Genomic DNA, 15,693 nt, shown 5'->3' on the forward strand with positions numbered 1-15,693 from the left:
AAGCCCACCGAAGTGAGCTTTTCTTTTTCTATTTTAAATCTATTTCGCCTGCTGTGCTGCTGCGCGGCGTTGTTCAGTCACGGACGGCTGATTCGGCAGGGTATCCGTGGTATTGACTTTTAAGCCTCCACCGAGGGTCTTGTAGACTTCAACCTGATTGTTCAAGTTGGCCTGTTCAAGCAAGAGCAAGCCTTGTTCTGCGGCATAAGAGGCGCGCTGTGCATCCAGTACCGTCAGATAGCTGTCAATCCCGGCGCGAAAACGTGCCTGCGACAAGCGATATGTGGTATTGGTGGCTTCTACCAGACGGCGCTGTGCAGCAATTCGATCACCAATGTTTTGGCGAACTGCTAGCGCATCATTTACTTCACGAAAAGCGGCTTGAATCGACTTTTCGTAATCTGATAATGCAATTTGCTGATCGGTTTCAGAAATCTGGATATTGGCCTGACGGGTACCCCAATCGAAAATTGGAATATCCAGACTTGGGCCAAAGGACCAGCCAAAACTGCCTGATTTAAACAGATCGCCTAAATCGGTCGATGCATAACCTGCTGAACCGGTCAAACTGATGGTCGGGAACAGGCGTGCGCGTGCTGCCGCGATATTGGCACCCGCTGCAGACAGACGATACTCGGCAGCGCGTACATCTGGACGGTTAATCAGCAAATCACTTGGCAAGCCTGCACCCAGTGCCGTATTGGACGTGATGCTGGTTACGCGTTGTGCCGGCAATAAAGTCGCAGGCACTTGCTGACCGACCAGCAGGTTTAACAGGTTTTGTGCCTGTGCCACCTGAGTGCGGTAATTCGCGACATCATTGCGTGCCGTTTCGACGGAAATCTGGGCCTGACGCACAGGAAGTTCGCTGTCGATCCCGACATCAAAACGTTTCTTGTTCAGGTTAAACGATTCAAGCTGTGCTTTTAGCGTTTGTTCAGCCAAAGCCAGATTGGCATTGGCAAATGAATAGCTGAGCCAGGCTTGAGACACCTGACCAATCAGCGCAATTTGCGTCGCATCTCGCGCACTCTGAGTCGCCAGGAAGTTATCCAGTGCATTGTCACTTAAGCTACGTACACGCCCCCAAAAGTCCAGTTCAAATGCGGTTACACCCAGACCTACATTATAGGTGGTTACAGCACCGCGGCTTTGAGGATTGCTGCTGCCCGTGTCTTGACGTAACACGCTGCCACTGGCACCAATGGTCGGTAACTGATTGTTTTCAGTAATTTGATACTGTTGCTGCGCACGCTGAATGTTTAATGCAGCAATACGTAAATCACGGTTATTGTTTAATGCCAGATCGAGCACCTGTAACAGGCGCTGATCGGCAAAAAAGTTTTTATAACCTTGTTCTGCTACAGAAGTACCAGACGCATTGGTATAGCTGCTCGGGATATTTGCCTGTGCAACCGGCTCTGGACCACGCATGCTTTGACAGGCTGTCAAAGCAAGCGCAAGGGCAGATACCGCAATGCTACGACCTGTAATAGACCATACATTTTGCATTACGACTTATACTCCTGATTTTGTTGTTTTGGTTTGTATTTAAAGATACTTCGAATCCACACGTAGAATACCGGGATAAAGAAGATACCTAACAAGGTCGAGCTGATCACGCCACCAAGTACACCATAACCGACTGAGTGCTGACTACCTGCACCTGCACCTGAAGCCAGGGCAAGCGGCAATACACCAAAACCAAAGGCCAAAGTGGTCATGATAATTGGACGTAAACGCATTTTCGCCGCATGCAAGGTTGCTTCGAATAAATCTTCACCTTGCTCTTGTAGCTCTTTCGCAAATTCCACGATCAAGATCGCATTTTTCGCAGAAAGACCAATCACGGCAATGATCGCCACCTGGAAGTAAATGTTATTCGACAGGTTCGGGTTTTGCAGCAGCACCATCCCGCCATAAGTCATGAGCAATGCACCGACGATACCCAATGGCACCACCAGCAGAACCGAGAACGGAATCGACCAGCTTTCATACAGGGCTGCCAGACACAGGAATACGATCAGGAGTGACAGGGCATACAGGAACGGCGCCTGTGCACCAGATTCACGTTCTTCCAAAGACAGACCGGTCCATTCGAAGTCAAAGCCGGTTAAGCCCATTTCTGGTAACTTCGCCGCAATTTCTTCCATGGCCACCATGGCATCACCCGAACTGATTCCCGGAGCCGGTGTACCTTGAATGTTCATCGACGATACGCCGTTATAACGTTCAAGACGTGGTGAACCATAGGTCCATTCGCCTGTGGCAAAGGCCGAGAAAGGCACCATTTCACCGCGATTATTACGCACATACCACTGGTCCAGATCTTCCGGCATCATACGTGAGCCAGCTTCACCCTGAACATATACCTTCTTGACCCGACCGCGATCAATGAAGTCATTGATGTACGAACCGCCCCAAGCAATACCCATAGTACTGTTAATTTCGGCAACGCTGACACCCAGTGCACCGGCTTGTGCATGATCAACAATGACACGGTACTGTGGATTATCTTCCTGACCATTTGGACGCACACCTGCCAGACGCGAGTCTTGTGCTGCCAGGCCCAGAACCGCATTACGTGCTGCCAGAAGCTGGTCATGACTTTGACCACCTGCCGCCTTAAGCTGTAAGTTAAAGCCAGCCGACACACCCAGTTCAGGCATTGCAGGTAATTGCAGTGGCATGATGTAAGACGCATCTTTAACAATCATGTTTAGCGCCATACCACGCTGGATAATGGCACCGACTTGAGATTCCGGACTAGTACGTTCTGACCAGTCTCTCAGTTTAATAAAGGCCAGACCTGCGTTTTGACCCACACCGGTAAAGGAGAAACCCGCCACACTAAAGACTGACTCGACATGATCTTTCTCGTTTTCCAGGAAATAGTTGGTCATGGTATTGACCACCTTGTCGGTACGTTCCAGAGTTGCATTTGGTGGTAACTGAACCAGTGCCATGACCACACCCTGGTCTTCATCCGGCAAGAATGAAGACGGCAGTTTCTGGAACAACAGCACAATAATACCCAGTACCACCGCATACACGATACCTGAGAAAATCTTACTGTGGGTCATGCGATTCACGCCGCCCTGATATTTCACAGACACCTTGTCAAAGCTGCTGTTAAACCAGCGGAAGAAACGCGCAAAGATACCATTGCTTTCCGGCTTGTTTGGATCATGCTGTTTGAGCAGGGTCGCACACAGGGCAGGGGTAAAGGTCAAGGCGACAATCAGTGACAGGATCATTGCCGTGACCAGCGTAATCGAGAACTGACGATAAATGACGCCGGTGGTTCCACCGAAGAAGGCCATTGGAACGAATACTGCAGACAGCACCGAGGTAATACCAATCAGTGCGCCGGAAATCTGTCTCATCGATTTTTCAGTTGCAGACACAGGATCCAGATGCTCTTCCACCATGACCCGTTCTACGTTCTCGACTACAACAATCGCATCATCGACCAGAAGACCGATCGCCAGTACCATGGCAAACATGGTCAGGGTGTTGATCGAGAAGCCAAAAACGTTAATGACCGCAAAGGTGCCCAATACCACCACTGGAACAGCCATGGTTGGAATAATCGTGGCACGCCAGTTCTGCAAGAACAAGAACATGACCAGGAACACCAGAATAATCGCTTCGATCAGAGTCTTAACCACACTCTTAATCGACAGTTCAATAAATGGTGTTGTATCAAAGGCCAGTTGATCGACCATGCCTTGCGGATAGTTCGGACGTAACTGTTCTAAGCGTTCTTCAACCGCTTTTGCTGTATCAAGCGCGTTAGCACCTGTGGCAAGTTTAATTGCCACACCACCAGCCGGTTTGCCATTAAATTTCGAATCAAACTGATAGTTATCTGCACCGAGTTCCACCCGTGCCACATCACCCAGACGAACTTGCGCGCCCGAAGTGGTGTTTTTCAGGAAGATATTGCTGAACTGTTCCGGAGTTTGTAACAGGCTTTGAGCCGTTACGGTCGCATTCAGCACTTGACCTTCAACTGCAGGAGCACCACCAAGCTGACCCACCGCAACCTGTGCGTTCTGGGTGCGAATTGCAGTCGCAATATCGCTCGGTGTTACTTGCAGGCTAGCCATTTTGGCCGGATCTAGCCAGATGCGCATCGCATAAGAGCCACCAAAGACCTGAACTTCACCAACCCCGGCCACACGGCTTAAAGGTTCAGAAATATTCGAGTTGACATAGTCTTTGATGTCATTGGCGGTCAGGCTGCCATCAGGTGAATAGAAAGCCAATACCTGAAGGAAGCTGGCACCGGATTTGGTGACACGCACACCCTGACGCTGTACATCTTCGGGAAGAAGTGCAGTGGCAGACTGTAATTTGTTCTGAACCTGAACCTGTGCGATATCAGGATCAACACCCTGGTCAAAGTTCAAGGAAATAGAAGAAGAACCGTTACCCGCACTGTTAGATGAGATATAACGTAAGCCATCCATACCGTTCATCTGCTGCTCGATGATCTGGGTCACTGTATTTTCAACAGTTTCAGCAGATGCACCTGGATAAGTCGCAGAAATGGTCACGGTTGGCGGAGCAATCGTTGGATATTGTGCAATTGGCATTTTGCTGATGGTTAAAATACCGGCCAGCATGATAACCAATGCAATCACCCATGCAAAAATCGGGCGATGAATAAAGAATTGAGCCATGAACCATTACTCCTTATGCATTTGCAGCAGGTTTTTGTTCAGGTTGTTCTTTCTTTGCATCATCTGCCTTTTTCTCGCTTGCTGCAGGCTGTTGCGGTGCAGCACCTTGTGGCGCAGCAGCTTGAGGTTGATAAGGTTTAGCTACAACTTGCTGTTCAGGTTTCACTTTTGCAATCCCGTCCACAATCACTTTATCACCTGGATTCAGACCTTCAGTCACAATCCAGTTGTTGCCTTGAGAGCCGGTGGTCGTGACTGGACGTGGTGCTACTTTACCATCAGCACCGACCAGCATCGCCATTGCCTGACCTGTTGGAGTACGGGTCAACGCCGCTTGTGGGATCAGGAAGGCATTGGGCACTTCACCCTGTACGATTTGCGCAGTCGCAAACATACCTGGCAGGAGTAAATGGTTTTTGTTCGGGAATACCGCACGTAAAGTCACCGTACCTGTTTCCGGATTTACGCTGGCATCCGAAAATGCAAGACGGCCTTCAATCGGGTAGATGCTGCCATCTTCAAGCTTTAACTTCACTTTAGTGTTGTTTGAGCTATTCAAATCGCCTTTGTTGAGCTGCTGACGTAAACGTAAAAGCTCAGCACTGGACTGGTTGATATCCACATAAATTGGATCTAAACGCTGAATGGTAACCAATGGCTCTGGTTGATTCGCCGTCACTAATGCACCCGCAGTCACAGAGGAACGGTTGGTCTGGCCCGAGATCGGTGCACGTACAGTCGAATAGCCCAAGTTAATTTCGGCATTACGCAAGGTGGCACGGTTGGCATTCAGATCGGCTTCAGCCAGTTTGACCTGTGCCACGATGTCATCATATTCTTGTTTAGAAATGGCATTGGTTCCAACCAGCTGGCGGTAACGGCCTTCCTTCACACGTAATACACCCAGATTGGCTTCAGCACGGGCAATTGCTGCACGAGCATTATCCACGGTCGCACGGTTGGTGCTTGAATCGATTTCGTACAGAGCCTGACCTTCACGCACATAACTGCCTTCAGTGAACAAGCGTTTAAGCACCACACCACTGGCTTGCGGACGTACTTCTGAAATTTCAAATGCTGTTGTACGACCCGAGAGCTCTACAGACTGCTCTACACTTTGTGGTTGTGCAACAAGAACACCGACTTCAGTCGGTGGCATCTGTTGTTGAGCACCAGCTTGCTGGCCCTCTTTTGGATCTTTGCTACAACCAACAAGTGCAAGACTTGTTGCTAATGCGCAAGCAGTCAGGGCAGGTGCCCAAAGCTTTGCAGACATCATTGTTTCACCTCTATTAGATCTTTATCTAAATTTTCTTATTTGTGCGCCGCGCAATATCTGATCCAGACCATATACCACAACGAAATCCAAATAAAACTGATACTCCAGCCGGATATGACATCTGAAGGAAAATGTACGCCTAGATAAACTCTTGAAATCCCCATCATCAGCATCCATAAGCCTGCACCGATCATGATGATGGTAAAGCGAGAATGTTGCCGATACATGTAAATTGCCAGACAAGCCAGACATGCCGCATACAGACTATGCGCACTTGGAAAGGAACTTCCAAAACTTTCAACCAGATGCAAGGACTCTGGTGGTCGGGGTCGGGCAATTGCAAACTTTAACAGCCAAGCTAGGAGTATTCCTCCGATAATTCCGATACATATAAAAATTACGCTTGTATGCTTTTTATACCACAGCAAGGCAATACACCATAGTGTGGATAAAAATAATACAAATGGCATGCCACCTATCACTGATAAGGACAGAGTAATTCGATTCCAAAACTCGGTGCGATACAGACTCATCCACTCCACTGCGTGCAAATCAAGCTTGCTTAAAGCAGGGATATTCAGGATGAACACACTGAAAATTAAAAATAAAATACCGACAAAAAGTAACAAGTAATGCATGCCAAAAATCCTTGTCCCTTTAACCGTTCGCAGATCGGTTAATTGTCTGGAGTAGAAGTGTACTTGTCAGTACACTTTTTTTCAAGTGTGCGTATTTTATGCGAATTCCATTTTTTTAGTAAGGAATTTGTTGCTAAATATACTGTAATTGTCGCAGTTTTAAGATTTTGTCGATGTATGATTTTCGTCAATTTCAATGCTTTGCTTGGGTGGCCAGAAGAAATCACTTGGCCGGGTCAGGAAGTGAGTCATGACCAGTTTTGCCAACGGTTTCCACTGTTCAAAACGTACCCGTCGTGCACGTAAGGCCACAATAATGGTCAAACTGAAACTGACAAATAAGTTGGTCAGGCCAATCAACAACACACCGAGGAAAGACACCACAATCAAGCCAATATCCGGGCCATTAATATTGATCAGGCCCTGAATAAAGTTGGCCGAGGCAAAGGCAATATGACGGATATCGAGCGGCAACCCCAGAATAAAACCAATGGTGCCCATACTGCCGAGCATGATGCCAAACATGAAATTACCTGCCAGCGCTCCCAGATTACGTTCAATATAATCTGCAAACCGGTACAGCCGTTCCTGTCCCATCAATTGCGATAAACGTATATGGGCTTTCAGGCGGGGGCCTACTTTGCGGTAGACGGCCATGTTGTCAAAATAACCGGCCAATAACCCGGACAGGAACAGACATACCCCGGCAATCGCAGCATGCGGAATCGCCAAAGAGGTAAAGGGGTTCAGGTCATGTAAGGTTTTGGTTGCCTTGGCATGATTCATTAAGGGTTCATGCAGAGCAACGTCCCACATTAAGGTAATCAATGCCGCCACCGGAATGGCAATCGAAATATTGCCCAGAATTGCCACAAACTGGGTACGGATAATATTCACAATCAGCGCGGCCAGCTCGGCAATTTGCGCCATTTTTGAGCCTTTGCGTTGCTGGACTGTGGCCGCCAGTGCAGCGGCTGTCATCGCTGGCTGTTTGGTCGCCACGGTAAAATGCAGCACATGAATCAGCATAAAACCCAGCGAATAATTCATGCTATAGCTAAAGGCCTGCATGAGAGGCGCCATGCTCAGGCGTGTCATCAGGATTTTCAGGGTGGCCATCGTCGCGATGATTGCACCTGCACCGGCGGCCGATTTGTACATGGCCAGAAAGCCTTTTTTGTCAGTACTGACATAGTGTTCGCCAGTTTTACTGGCATTCTCAGTCACCTGCAAGGCCAGGAGTTCACTGTTGGTCGCCAGCAGGGCACGTACACTGCGTTCGCTATAAATCGCTTCAGTGATATCTGCAATAAACAGGCCGATGGACTGGTAGCGTAGGTCATCCTCGTCCATGACCATGTTGAGCAGGATTTCAACCCGCTCCAGACACTGCTCCAGCAGTGCCAGCATATAGGTCAGACTCACACTGACCCCAATCCGTTTGGTAGAGCGGCGAATTTTTGCCACGACATCATGGCACTGTTCCAGCATGACCAGCGCTTGCGAAGCATCTGGCGGGGTGATCGAATCGACCAGCGTGACCGTGTTATAGCGTTTTTTGTATTCCTGAATAAATTCGTTAATCTCACGGTTCTGCACCAGAAAAGGAGATTCATATTCCATCAGTTCCGGCTGTGCATTAATAAATTCAGGATGCAGACCAATACCACTGATCCGATACGACAAAATGGTCAGTGCCTTGATCAGTTGATCTTTAATGCGGGTCTTTTCAGGCTGATTGGAGTGACCCTGATTGAGAACTGAAAATAAGCGTTGCCAGTCATCTTCATCAAAATAGTCGAGCCAGTATTTATCGGTCGGCTGATAAAAAACCTTGCGAAATAATTCTTGTAATTGCTGATGATCCGGAATAACTGGCAGGATATGCGCGCCAATACGCTGATTGAGCTGATTCCAGAAACCATCCAGAGACAAAATACCGGTATCGGAAAACAGACTGGTCTGTTTATAACGGTTAATGATCCGCAGGGTAAATGTCTGTAATGCTGAAACTGCATTCGGCGTCAATAATAAAGCCTGGATAAATGCATTGAACTTTGCTTCGATTTCTTCGGTATTTCTGCTGTCTTCCGGTCTGATTCTTTCAATCAGTTCAATGAGAAGATTTTCATCCAGCACCGCCTGAGGTTGCTCAAGCTGATGCTGCATGTTTTGGAAAAGATCAAGAAAATTAATATGCATAGGCGAGTTTAAAGATTACTGAATTCGGTGTAGGGCCAGTTTGGCCAGATTAATCAGAGCTTGACGATACTCAGAGTCAGGTAATGCCTGCAGGGCATGAATGGCGGTTTCCGTTTCTTCAGTTGCACGTTGACGGCAATAGTCCAGTGCCCCAGATGCATTGACAATTTGAATGACTTGATCGAGATGTTCTGTACCGCCAGTGGCAATACTGCGACGAATAATTTCATGCTGCTCACCGGAGGTATTTTTTAGCGCAGCAATCAATGGCAGGGTAGGTTTGCCTTCCATCAGGTCATCACCAATATTTTTGCCGAGGGTTTCTGCATCGGAGGTGTAATCTAGAATGTCATCAATAATCTGGAAGGCATTGCCGAAATGACCGGCGAAAGTTTTTAAAGGCTCACGGAATTCATCTTTACCCGACAGAATCGCTGCGCCTTCTGTCGCCAGTTCAAACAGGCGCGACGTTTTACCATGAATAATATTTAAATAAGTCGCTTCACTGGTTTCTGGCTGGTGCTGGGATTGCAATTGCAGCACTTCACCTTCAGCAATTTCACAGGTGCCGGTCGAGAAATCTTTCAGCAAGACCATATTGTTTAAATCGACCAGCAGATCAAATGCACGTGAAATCAGGAAGTCACCGACCAGAACAGCAGTCTGGTTATTCCATGTCGCATTGGCAGTCGGACGGCCACGACGCAGGCCAGATTCATCGACCACATCATCATGCACCAGCGTCGCCGTATGCAGCATTTCAATAATCGCGGCCAGCTTGCGATGCGGTTCTAAATCTTCAGCACCACAAGCCTTGGCAGCCAGAAGACACATAATCGGGCGCATGCGTTTGCCACCCGCTTCGACCACATGTTTGCTGACGGCCATCACCAGTGCAACTTTTGAAGTAATTCCTTCATTAATGAATGTGTCCATCGCAGCAAAGTCGTTAGCAACAGGAGCGAGAATGTCTTGCTTAAAGTCGATGGTCATGTGAAAGAAAACCTCTAGTCTGGTAAATCGCAGGTCGTAGTTTAACAATTTATAACATGAGTGAAACCTAAGAAATGCATAAACTCCACTAAAAATCAGCTTTTTATAGATCTTATTCAGATTCGATCTATATTCTGCGCTACAAAAAATTAGGAAAGGTCAGCGATGTCGCCCTCTTCATCAGGCTGAGTATATTAATCAAACTGGCCGAATTTCTGCTGTATTATTTTGTTGCTGAATATATCTTGAGTGTCTGATTTGATAGAAATTATTTAAGTGTTAAATAATTAGCACATACTCGCCATTATTATTTCAGTAAAATGGCTTGTTGTTTTTTTGAATATCCCTTAAAATCCTCGCCCTTAGATATCCCCCAGTGGCGTACGTCTTAAGATCGATATCTTCCTTTATCGGCACGACGACACGGGCTTGTTTGGAGTACATTATGTACGCAGTAATCCAAAGCGGTGGTAAACAACACCGTGTAATCGAGGGTGAAACCCTTAAAGTAGAATTATTGAAAGCTGAAACTGGCTCAACTATTACGTTTGATGACGTATTGATGCTTGTAAACGGTGAAAGCATTCAAATCGGTGCTCCAGTTGTTGCTGGCGCTACTGTAACTGCTGAAGTAGTTAGCCATGGTCGTCACGACAAAATCCGCATTATCAAAATGCGTCGTCGTAAACACTACCGTAAACAACAAGGTCACCGTCAATGGTTCACTGAGTTGAAAATTACAGCTATTTCAGGCTAATTACGAGGAGTAAATAGACATGGCAACTAAAAAAGCCGGTGGTTCGACTAAAAACGGTCGTGATTCGAATCCTAAAATGTTAGGTGTTAAAATGTACGGCGGTCAATCTGTGACTGCTGGTAACATTATCGTTCGTCAACGTGGTACTGAATTCCACGCTGGTCAAAACGTAGGTATGGGCCGTGACCATACTTTGTTTGCGACTGCTGACGGCGTAATCAAATTCGAAGTGAAAGGCCAATTCGGTCGTCGCTACGTATCTGTTGAAGCGTAATTCGCTGAGATAGAAAAAAAGCCCACAGTTTCTGTGGGCTTTTTTATGCCTGAAAATTGACTGTAATGAACGCCTGATCCAGCTTATGTAAAAAAACGGCTGAAATCTTCATCATGATGAACAAAAAAATAGATTTCGACTTAATAACCATACAAAAGTTCTTATTTTCTATCATTTTAGCTTTTAATTTTCGTTTAAGATGAGACATCAAATAAATTGCGATGACACAAAATATAAAGGTGAAATTATGAATATGCTTCGTAAAACCGTCTGTACTATGGCTCTGGGTGCAGTGACTTTAGCACCGATGATGAGTACAACCGTGTTTGCTGCACCTGTGGCAGCGTCGGAGCAACAGGCAACTGCCAGTCTGGTGAAGCAGCTGAATTATGTGCGTAGCATGACGGCAAATTTTGAGCAAAGCACCAAGGTGACCAATCCGAGAGCAACCCAGAAAAAAGGCTTGAGCGCACAACATATGAATCAGACCTTTCAAGGGGTGATGAAAGTCGAGCGTCCGGGTAAATTCTATTGGGAAACGACAGCACCATCGAAGCAAACCATTACAACGACTGGTAAAACAGTATGGATTTATGATCCGGATTTGCAGCAAGCGGTTCGTCAAAACCTGGATGAGCAAGTTGCCAATACACCGGCTTTGCTTCTGTCAGGAAATACCAGTCAGATTATGCAGTCTTACCGGGTCACTCAGCCAAATAAGGGTAAAACCTATTACACGCTGTATCCTAAAAATACCGATGGTGTCTTTGAGAGCCTGACCATTAGCTTTGGCGCCAATAAAGCACCTAGCTTGATGATCCTGCAGGATTCACTTGGCCAAACTACAAATATTAAGTTTAGTAATGTGAAAGTGAATGGCAGTATTCCAGCTTCTACCTTTAACTTTACCCCGCCAAAAGGTACGGACATTATTGATCAATAATCAGAAGTATCAAGTAAATCAAAGAGCAACCGATTCAGGTTGCTTTTTTATTGCCGATTATCAGGATTGCTTTGAGCAGGCTACAAGGTTCAGCTATATCTAGACACAAGAGCATCTTAAAATAAATAAAAGTCGAGTCAATGAAATTGCAAAATTTTGGGAGCTCAGGATGAAGATCAATCTGTTTAAAACTGCTGAATTTTATGCTGTCTTATTAATCACTGTATATATGTTGGGCTGTCAGCCGCCATCCAATTCAGTTGCAACGCTTACCCAAACAGATCCGTGGGTGCAGATTGAAGCCAAGAGTATTCCCGTCAAAGGGGTGGCCAAAGTGGTGTGTGAAATAGAAGGCTGTGTACGCTTTGATCTTCATACGGTGGATACCAACCTCGACTGGATTGATCAATATTTTATAGAACGTATTCAGCATACCGAGCCGGTTGCATTCACCAAAGTGACTCAGAAAAATCCTAAAAAAGCCGATGAGCCCCATTATCTGGATCAGCGTTTTATCAAGGTACTATTTATCGCTCAGCGTGATCATATGGCGACTTTTGCCTTAATAAGTTCCAATCTGGTGAAGAATCACACTGCATCAAGTGAACATGTGGAATATATCAATTTTGATATGAAACAGAAAAAGCGTCTGGCTTTGCATCAATTGATGTTAAAGGGCGGTGAGCAGAAACTACTCAATGTGATATATCGAACCAATACTCGATGGCTACGCACACAGGGGATACAAGCACAGCAGTTAAAACTGAGTGATAACTATTATTTTGACAGGTCGGGTCTGGTGTTGGTGTACCCGGCAGGTGAATTAACGTCTAAAGCAGCAGGAACGCCTGAATTAAAAGTGTCCTATGCAGATTTGGGTGAAGTGATTTGGCCTGAATATTTAGCCATTTTACAGCCCAAGACTTCCTAAATATTGTGCTAATAAGGCACAGCTGGGGTCGTAGTCACTGTATTTTTTGACGTTAAGAGCTTACACTATAGCCAGTTTTTTTCTTCTGCAAAGATTGATTATGATCGACCCGAAATTACTCAGAAACAATATTGAGGCTGTAAATTTGGCCTTGGCAAAACGTGGTGTTCAACTCAATGTTGAAGAGTGGGCCTCCCTAGAAGCGCGCCGTAAAGAAATTCAGTCCAAGACAGAAACACTGCAAGCTGAACGTAATGCCGGTGCAAAACAAGTCGGTCAAATTAAAAAGGCAGGCGGTGATGCTTCTGAAATCATGACACGCATGTCTGCGATTGGTGATGAAATCAAAGCGGCTGAAGCAGCATTGGCTGAACTGCAAGCGGAGCTTGAAGAAAAATTACTGTCTATTCCAAACTTGCCAGATGAAGCTGTGCCTGAAGGCAAAGACGAAAGCGATAACGTGGAAATCCTGAAATGGGGTACACCACGTGAATTCGATTTTGAGATCAAAGACCATACTGACCTCGGTGAAATGATGGGCGGTCTGGAATTTGAAACCGCAACCAAATTAACCGGTTCTCGTTTCAGTGTTTTGAAAGGCCCATTGGCGCGTTTACAACGTGCATTGACACAGTTCATGCTGAATACGCATACAGACCAGAATGGTTATACTGAAGCTTATGTACCGTATTTGGTGAATGCGGATTCATTACGTGGCACAGGTCAGTTGCCTAAATTTGAAGAAGATCTGTTTAAACTTCAAGGCGAAAAAGAATTCTATTTAATTCCAACTGCTGAAGTGCCAGTGACTAACTTCGTGCGTGATGAAATCATTGATGCAGATCGTCTGCCATTAAAATATGCAGCACATACCCCATGTTTCCGTAGTGAAGCAGGGTCTTATGGCCGTGATACCCGTGGCCTGATTCGTCAGCACCAGTTCGACAAAGTGGAAATGGTTCAGATTGTTAAACCTGAAACGTCTATGCAGGCACTGGAAGATTTAACCGGCCATGCTGAAGGTATCTTGCAAGCATTAGGTCTGCCATACCGTAAGATCATCCTTTGTGGCGGTGATATGGGCTTTGGCGCGACCAAGACTTATGATCTTGAAGTTTGGGTGCCAAGCCAGAATACTTATCGTGAAATATCTTCATGTTCAAACATGGGTGACTTCCAGGCGCGTCGTATGAAAGCGCGTTACCGTGCCGACCAGAAAAAAACTGAATTTGTACATACCTTGAATGGTTCGGGTCTGGCGGTTGGTCGTACCTTGCTTGCAGTGATGGAAAACTATCAGCGTGCAGACGGTTCGATTGAGATTCCTGAAGTATTGCGTCCATATATGGGTGGTGCGACTTATATCGACTAATGCTTGATATCAGCATCGCTAAATGTGCATGAAAATTGCATAGACAATCAGATTTAAAATTTTGAGGTAGTTCGTGGATATCTTTCCAATCTCGTTAAAGTTGCAACAGCAACCTTGTCTGATTGTCGGTGGTGGACATATTGCCTACCGTAAAGCGGTATTATTAGCAAAAGCAGGAGCAGTGATTCATGTCATTGCACCTGAAATTGATGCCAATTTACTTGAGATTGTTCAGCAGTCTCAAGGGCAATATGAGCAGGCACCATTCAGTACACAGATTCCTTTACGCCATTATCGTTTAGTGATTGCAGCAACAGATGATGCTGATGTGAATCGTCAGGTTTTCGAGCTGTGCGAAGCTGAAAATGTACTGGTCAACAGTGTTGATGATCCACCACATTGCCGTTTTATGGTGCCTGCGATTATTGACCGCTCACCGCTGGTGATTTCGGTGGCATCGAATGGCACATCGCCGGTGTTGTCACGCCAGATTCGGACTCAACTGGAAGCGACGATTCCACATGGCATGGGCAAGCTGGCTGAGTTTTCAGGCAAATGGCGCAGTCGCGTTAAAGCAAAAATTGTCAATCCGGATCAGCGCCGTATTTTCTGGGAAGATCTGTACGCCAGTCCGCTGAAAGAGCAGGTGTTTAATGACAATATGGCTGAAGCAGATCGTCTGATCGAGCAAGCATTACAAGAGTGGCAACAGCCGAAAGGTGAAGTCTATCTGGTGGGTGCAGGTCCAGGTGATCCAGAACTGTTGACCCTGAAAGCTTTACGTTTGATGCAGCAAGCCGATGTGGTGATTTATGATCGCCTGGTGTCTGAACCGATTATGGATCTGTGTCGCCGTGATGCGGAAAAAATCTATGTTGGTAAGGCGCGTTCCAATCATGCAGTTCCACAAGATGGGATTAATGCTTTATTGGTCAAATATGCCAGTGAAGGCAAGCGGGTTTGTCGTCTGAAAGGCGGTGATCCTTTCATCTTTGGGCGTGGCGGCGAAGAAATTGAAGAGCTGTTTGCGGCAGGTATTACTTTTCAGGTGGTGCCGGGTATTACCGCAGCTTCAGGTTGTTCCGCCTACGCCGGTATTCCATTAACGCATCGGGATTATGCACAAAGTGTGCGTTTCCTGACAGGTCATTTAAAAGAAGGTTCGCCTGAATTGCCTTGGCGTGAGCTGGTCTATGAAAACCAGACCTTGGTGCTGTATATGGGACTGGTGGGACTGGAAAGAATCTGTGCGCAGTTAATCGCCCATGGTCAGCGCGCAGATATGCCGGTGGCACTGGTCTCTAAAGGCACGACTCCTGAGCAAAAAGTTGTGGTGGGAACCCTTGCCGACATCGCCTCCAAAGTGTCTGAGCATCAAATTCAGGCACCGACTTTAACCATTATTGGTGAAGTGGTTCGCTTGCGTGAACAACTGCAATGGCATGAGCGAGGATAAGCAAAGCACTGCTTTGCCCGAGCGCAAGACGAAGGCTATGCCTGAGTAAGAGGATAAGCAAAAGTTGTTTCTTGGTTTGACCGCAAGACGAAAATTACACCTGAATAAAAGGATATGACGATTAATCTCATGGTCCGAATACAGGCAAAAATTTGTATCT

At 46.4% G+C, this 15,693-nt stretch carries 12 protein-coding genes; 6 read left to right on the top strand and 6 right to left on the bottom strand.

Going from position 1 to position 15,693, the window contains the following annotated elements:
• Positions 1 to 39: 39 nt before the first annotated feature.
• The 6 genes from adeK to sdsA form a co-directional block, all read right to left on the bottom strand.
• Positions 40 to 1,512 (bottom strand): multidrug efflux RND transporter AdeIJK outer membrane channel subunit AdeK, encoded by a 1,473-nt coding sequence (gene adeK, locus FTU90_RS00545; protein ID WP_180071798.1) that lies wholly within the window; start codon positions 1,510 to 1,512, stop codon positions 40 to 42.
• Entirely contained in the window at positions 1,512 to 4,688 is a 3,177-nt protein-coding gene (locus FTU90_RS00550; RefSeq protein ID WP_180071799.1) for an efflux RND transporter permease subunit, read from the bottom strand. Before FTU90_RS00550 ends, adeK begins: the two co-directional genes overlap by 1 nt.
• Before the next feature lie 13 nt (positions 4,689 to 4,701).
• On the bottom strand, positions 4,702 to 5,967 hold the full coding sequence (locus FTU90_RS00555; RefSeq protein WP_034608437.1) for an efflux RND transporter periplasmic adaptor subunit: 1,266 nt from the start codon (positions 5,965 to 5,967) through the stop codon (positions 4,702 to 4,704).
• Between the two features lie 35 nt (positions 5,968 to 6,002).
• Positions 6,003 to 6,605 (bottom strand): phosphatase PAP2 family protein, encoded by a 603-nt coding sequence (locus FTU90_RS00560; protein ID WP_005097780.1) that lies wholly within the window; start codon positions 6,603 to 6,605, stop codon positions 6,003 to 6,005.
• A 159-nt stretch (positions 6,606 to 6,764) separates the two neighbouring features.
• Entirely contained in the window at positions 6,765 to 8,807 is a 2,043-nt protein-coding gene (locus FTU90_RS00565; RefSeq protein WP_034608441.1) for a site-specific recombinase, read from the bottom strand.
• A gap of 15 nt (positions 8,808 to 8,822) precedes the next feature.
• Positions 8,823 to 9,800, bottom strand: a complete 978-nt coding sequence (sdsA, locus tag FTU90_RS00570; protein WP_005097778.1) for an All-trans-nonaprenyl-diphosphate synthase — start codon at positions 9,798 to 9,800, stop codon at positions 8,823 to 8,825.
• Positions 9,801 to 10,245: 445 nt separating this feature from the next.
• Between sdsA and rplU the strand changes: the two genes are divergently transcribed.
• The 6 genes from rplU (at position 10,246) to cysG (ending at position 15,533) form a co-directional block, all read left to right on the top strand.
• Positions 10,246 to 10,557 carry a 50S ribosomal protein L21 gene (gene rplU / locus FTU90_RS00575; protein WP_005097776.1) on the top strand — a complete coding sequence of 104 codons (312 nt, stop codon included), beginning with the start codon at positions 10,246 to 10,248 and terminating at the stop codon, positions 10,555 to 10,557.
• Between the two features lie 19 nt (positions 10,558 to 10,576).
• Positions 10,577 to 10,831 carry a 50S ribosomal protein L27 gene (rpmA, locus tag FTU90_RS00580; RefSeq protein ID WP_005097774.1) on the top strand — a complete coding sequence of 85 codons (255 nt, stop codon included), beginning with the start codon at positions 10,577 to 10,579 and terminating at the stop codon, positions 10,829 to 10,831.
• Between the two features lie 247 nt (positions 10,832 to 11,078).
• On the top strand, positions 11,079 to 11,774 hold the full coding sequence (gene lolA, locus FTU90_RS00585; protein WP_180071800.1) for an outer membrane lipoprotein chaperone LolA: 696 nt from the start codon (positions 11,079 to 11,081) through the stop codon (positions 11,772 to 11,774).
• A 169-nt stretch (positions 11,775 to 11,943) separates the two neighbouring features.
• The gene (locus FTU90_RS00590) at positions 11,944 to 12,705 is read left to right on the top strand and encodes a DUF3298 domain-containing protein (RefSeq protein ID WP_180071801.1); all 762 of its coding nucleotides are present in this window, start codon (positions 11,944 to 11,946) and stop codon (positions 12,703 to 12,705) included.
• Positions 12,706 to 12,805: 100 nt separating this feature from the next.
• Positions 12,806 to 14,077: a serine--tRNA ligase gene (gene serS / locus FTU90_RS00595; RefSeq protein ID WP_005097768.1), complete on the top strand. Its 1,272-nt coding sequence runs from the start codon at positions 12,806 to 12,808 to the stop codon at positions 14,075 to 14,077.
• Positions 14,078 to 14,150: 73 nt separating this feature from the next.
• Positions 14,151 to 15,533: a siroheme synthase CysG gene (gene cysG / locus FTU90_RS00600; protein WP_179999893.1), complete on the top strand. Its 1,383-nt coding sequence runs from the start codon at positions 14,151 to 14,153 to the stop codon at positions 15,531 to 15,533.
• The last annotated feature ends 160 nt before the right edge of the window (positions 15,534 to 15,693 follow it).

Origin of the sequence: Acinetobacter sp. YH12200, from assembly GCF_013418175.1 — a bacterium.
Classification (GTDB): Bacteria; Pseudomonadota; Gammaproteobacteria; order Pseudomonadales; family Moraxellaceae; genus Acinetobacter; species Acinetobacter pseudolwoffii.

Bases quoted from the DNA above. Each gene is read 5' to 3' on its own strand.
- rpmA (WP_005097774.1), top strand. From the start codon at position 10,577: ATGGCAACTAAAAAAGCCGGTGGTTCGACTAAAAACGGTCGTGATTCG.
- FTU90_RS00550 (WP_180071799.1), bottom strand. From the start codon at position 4,688: ATGGCTCAATTCTTTATTCATCGCCCGATTTTTGCATGGGTGATTGCA.
- sdsA (WP_005097778.1), bottom strand. From the start codon at position 9,800: ATGACCATCGACTTTAAGCAAGACATTCTCGCTCCTGTTGCTAACGAC.
- adeK (WP_180071798.1), bottom strand. From the start codon at position 1,512: ATGCAAAATGTATGGTCTATTACAGGTCGTAGCATTGCGGTATCTGCC.
- rplU (WP_005097776.1), top strand. From the start codon at position 10,246: ATGTACGCAGTAATCCAAAGCGGTGGTAAACAACACCGTGTAATCGAG.
- FTU90_RS00560 (WP_005097780.1), bottom strand. From the start codon at position 6,605: ATGCATTACTTGTTACTTTTTGTCGGTATTTTATTTTTAATTTTCAGT.
- lolA (WP_180071800.1), top strand. From the start codon at position 11,079: ATGAATATGCTTCGTAAAACCGTCTGTACTATGGCTCTGGGTGCAGTG.
- FTU90_RS00590 (WP_180071801.1), top strand. From the start codon at position 11,944: ATGAAGATCAATCTGTTTAAAACTGCTGAATTTTATGCTGTCTTATTA.
- FTU90_RS00565 (WP_034608441.1), bottom strand. From the start codon at position 8,807: ATGCATATTAATTTTCTTGATCTTTTCCAAAACATGCAGCATCAGCTT.
- FTU90_RS00555 (WP_034608437.1), bottom strand. From the start codon at position 5,967: ATGATGTCTGCAAAGCTTTGGGCACCTGCCCTGACTGCTTGCGCATTA.
- serS (WP_005097768.1), top strand. From the start codon at position 12,806: ATGATCGACCCGAAATTACTCAGAAACAATATTGAGGCTGTAAATTTG.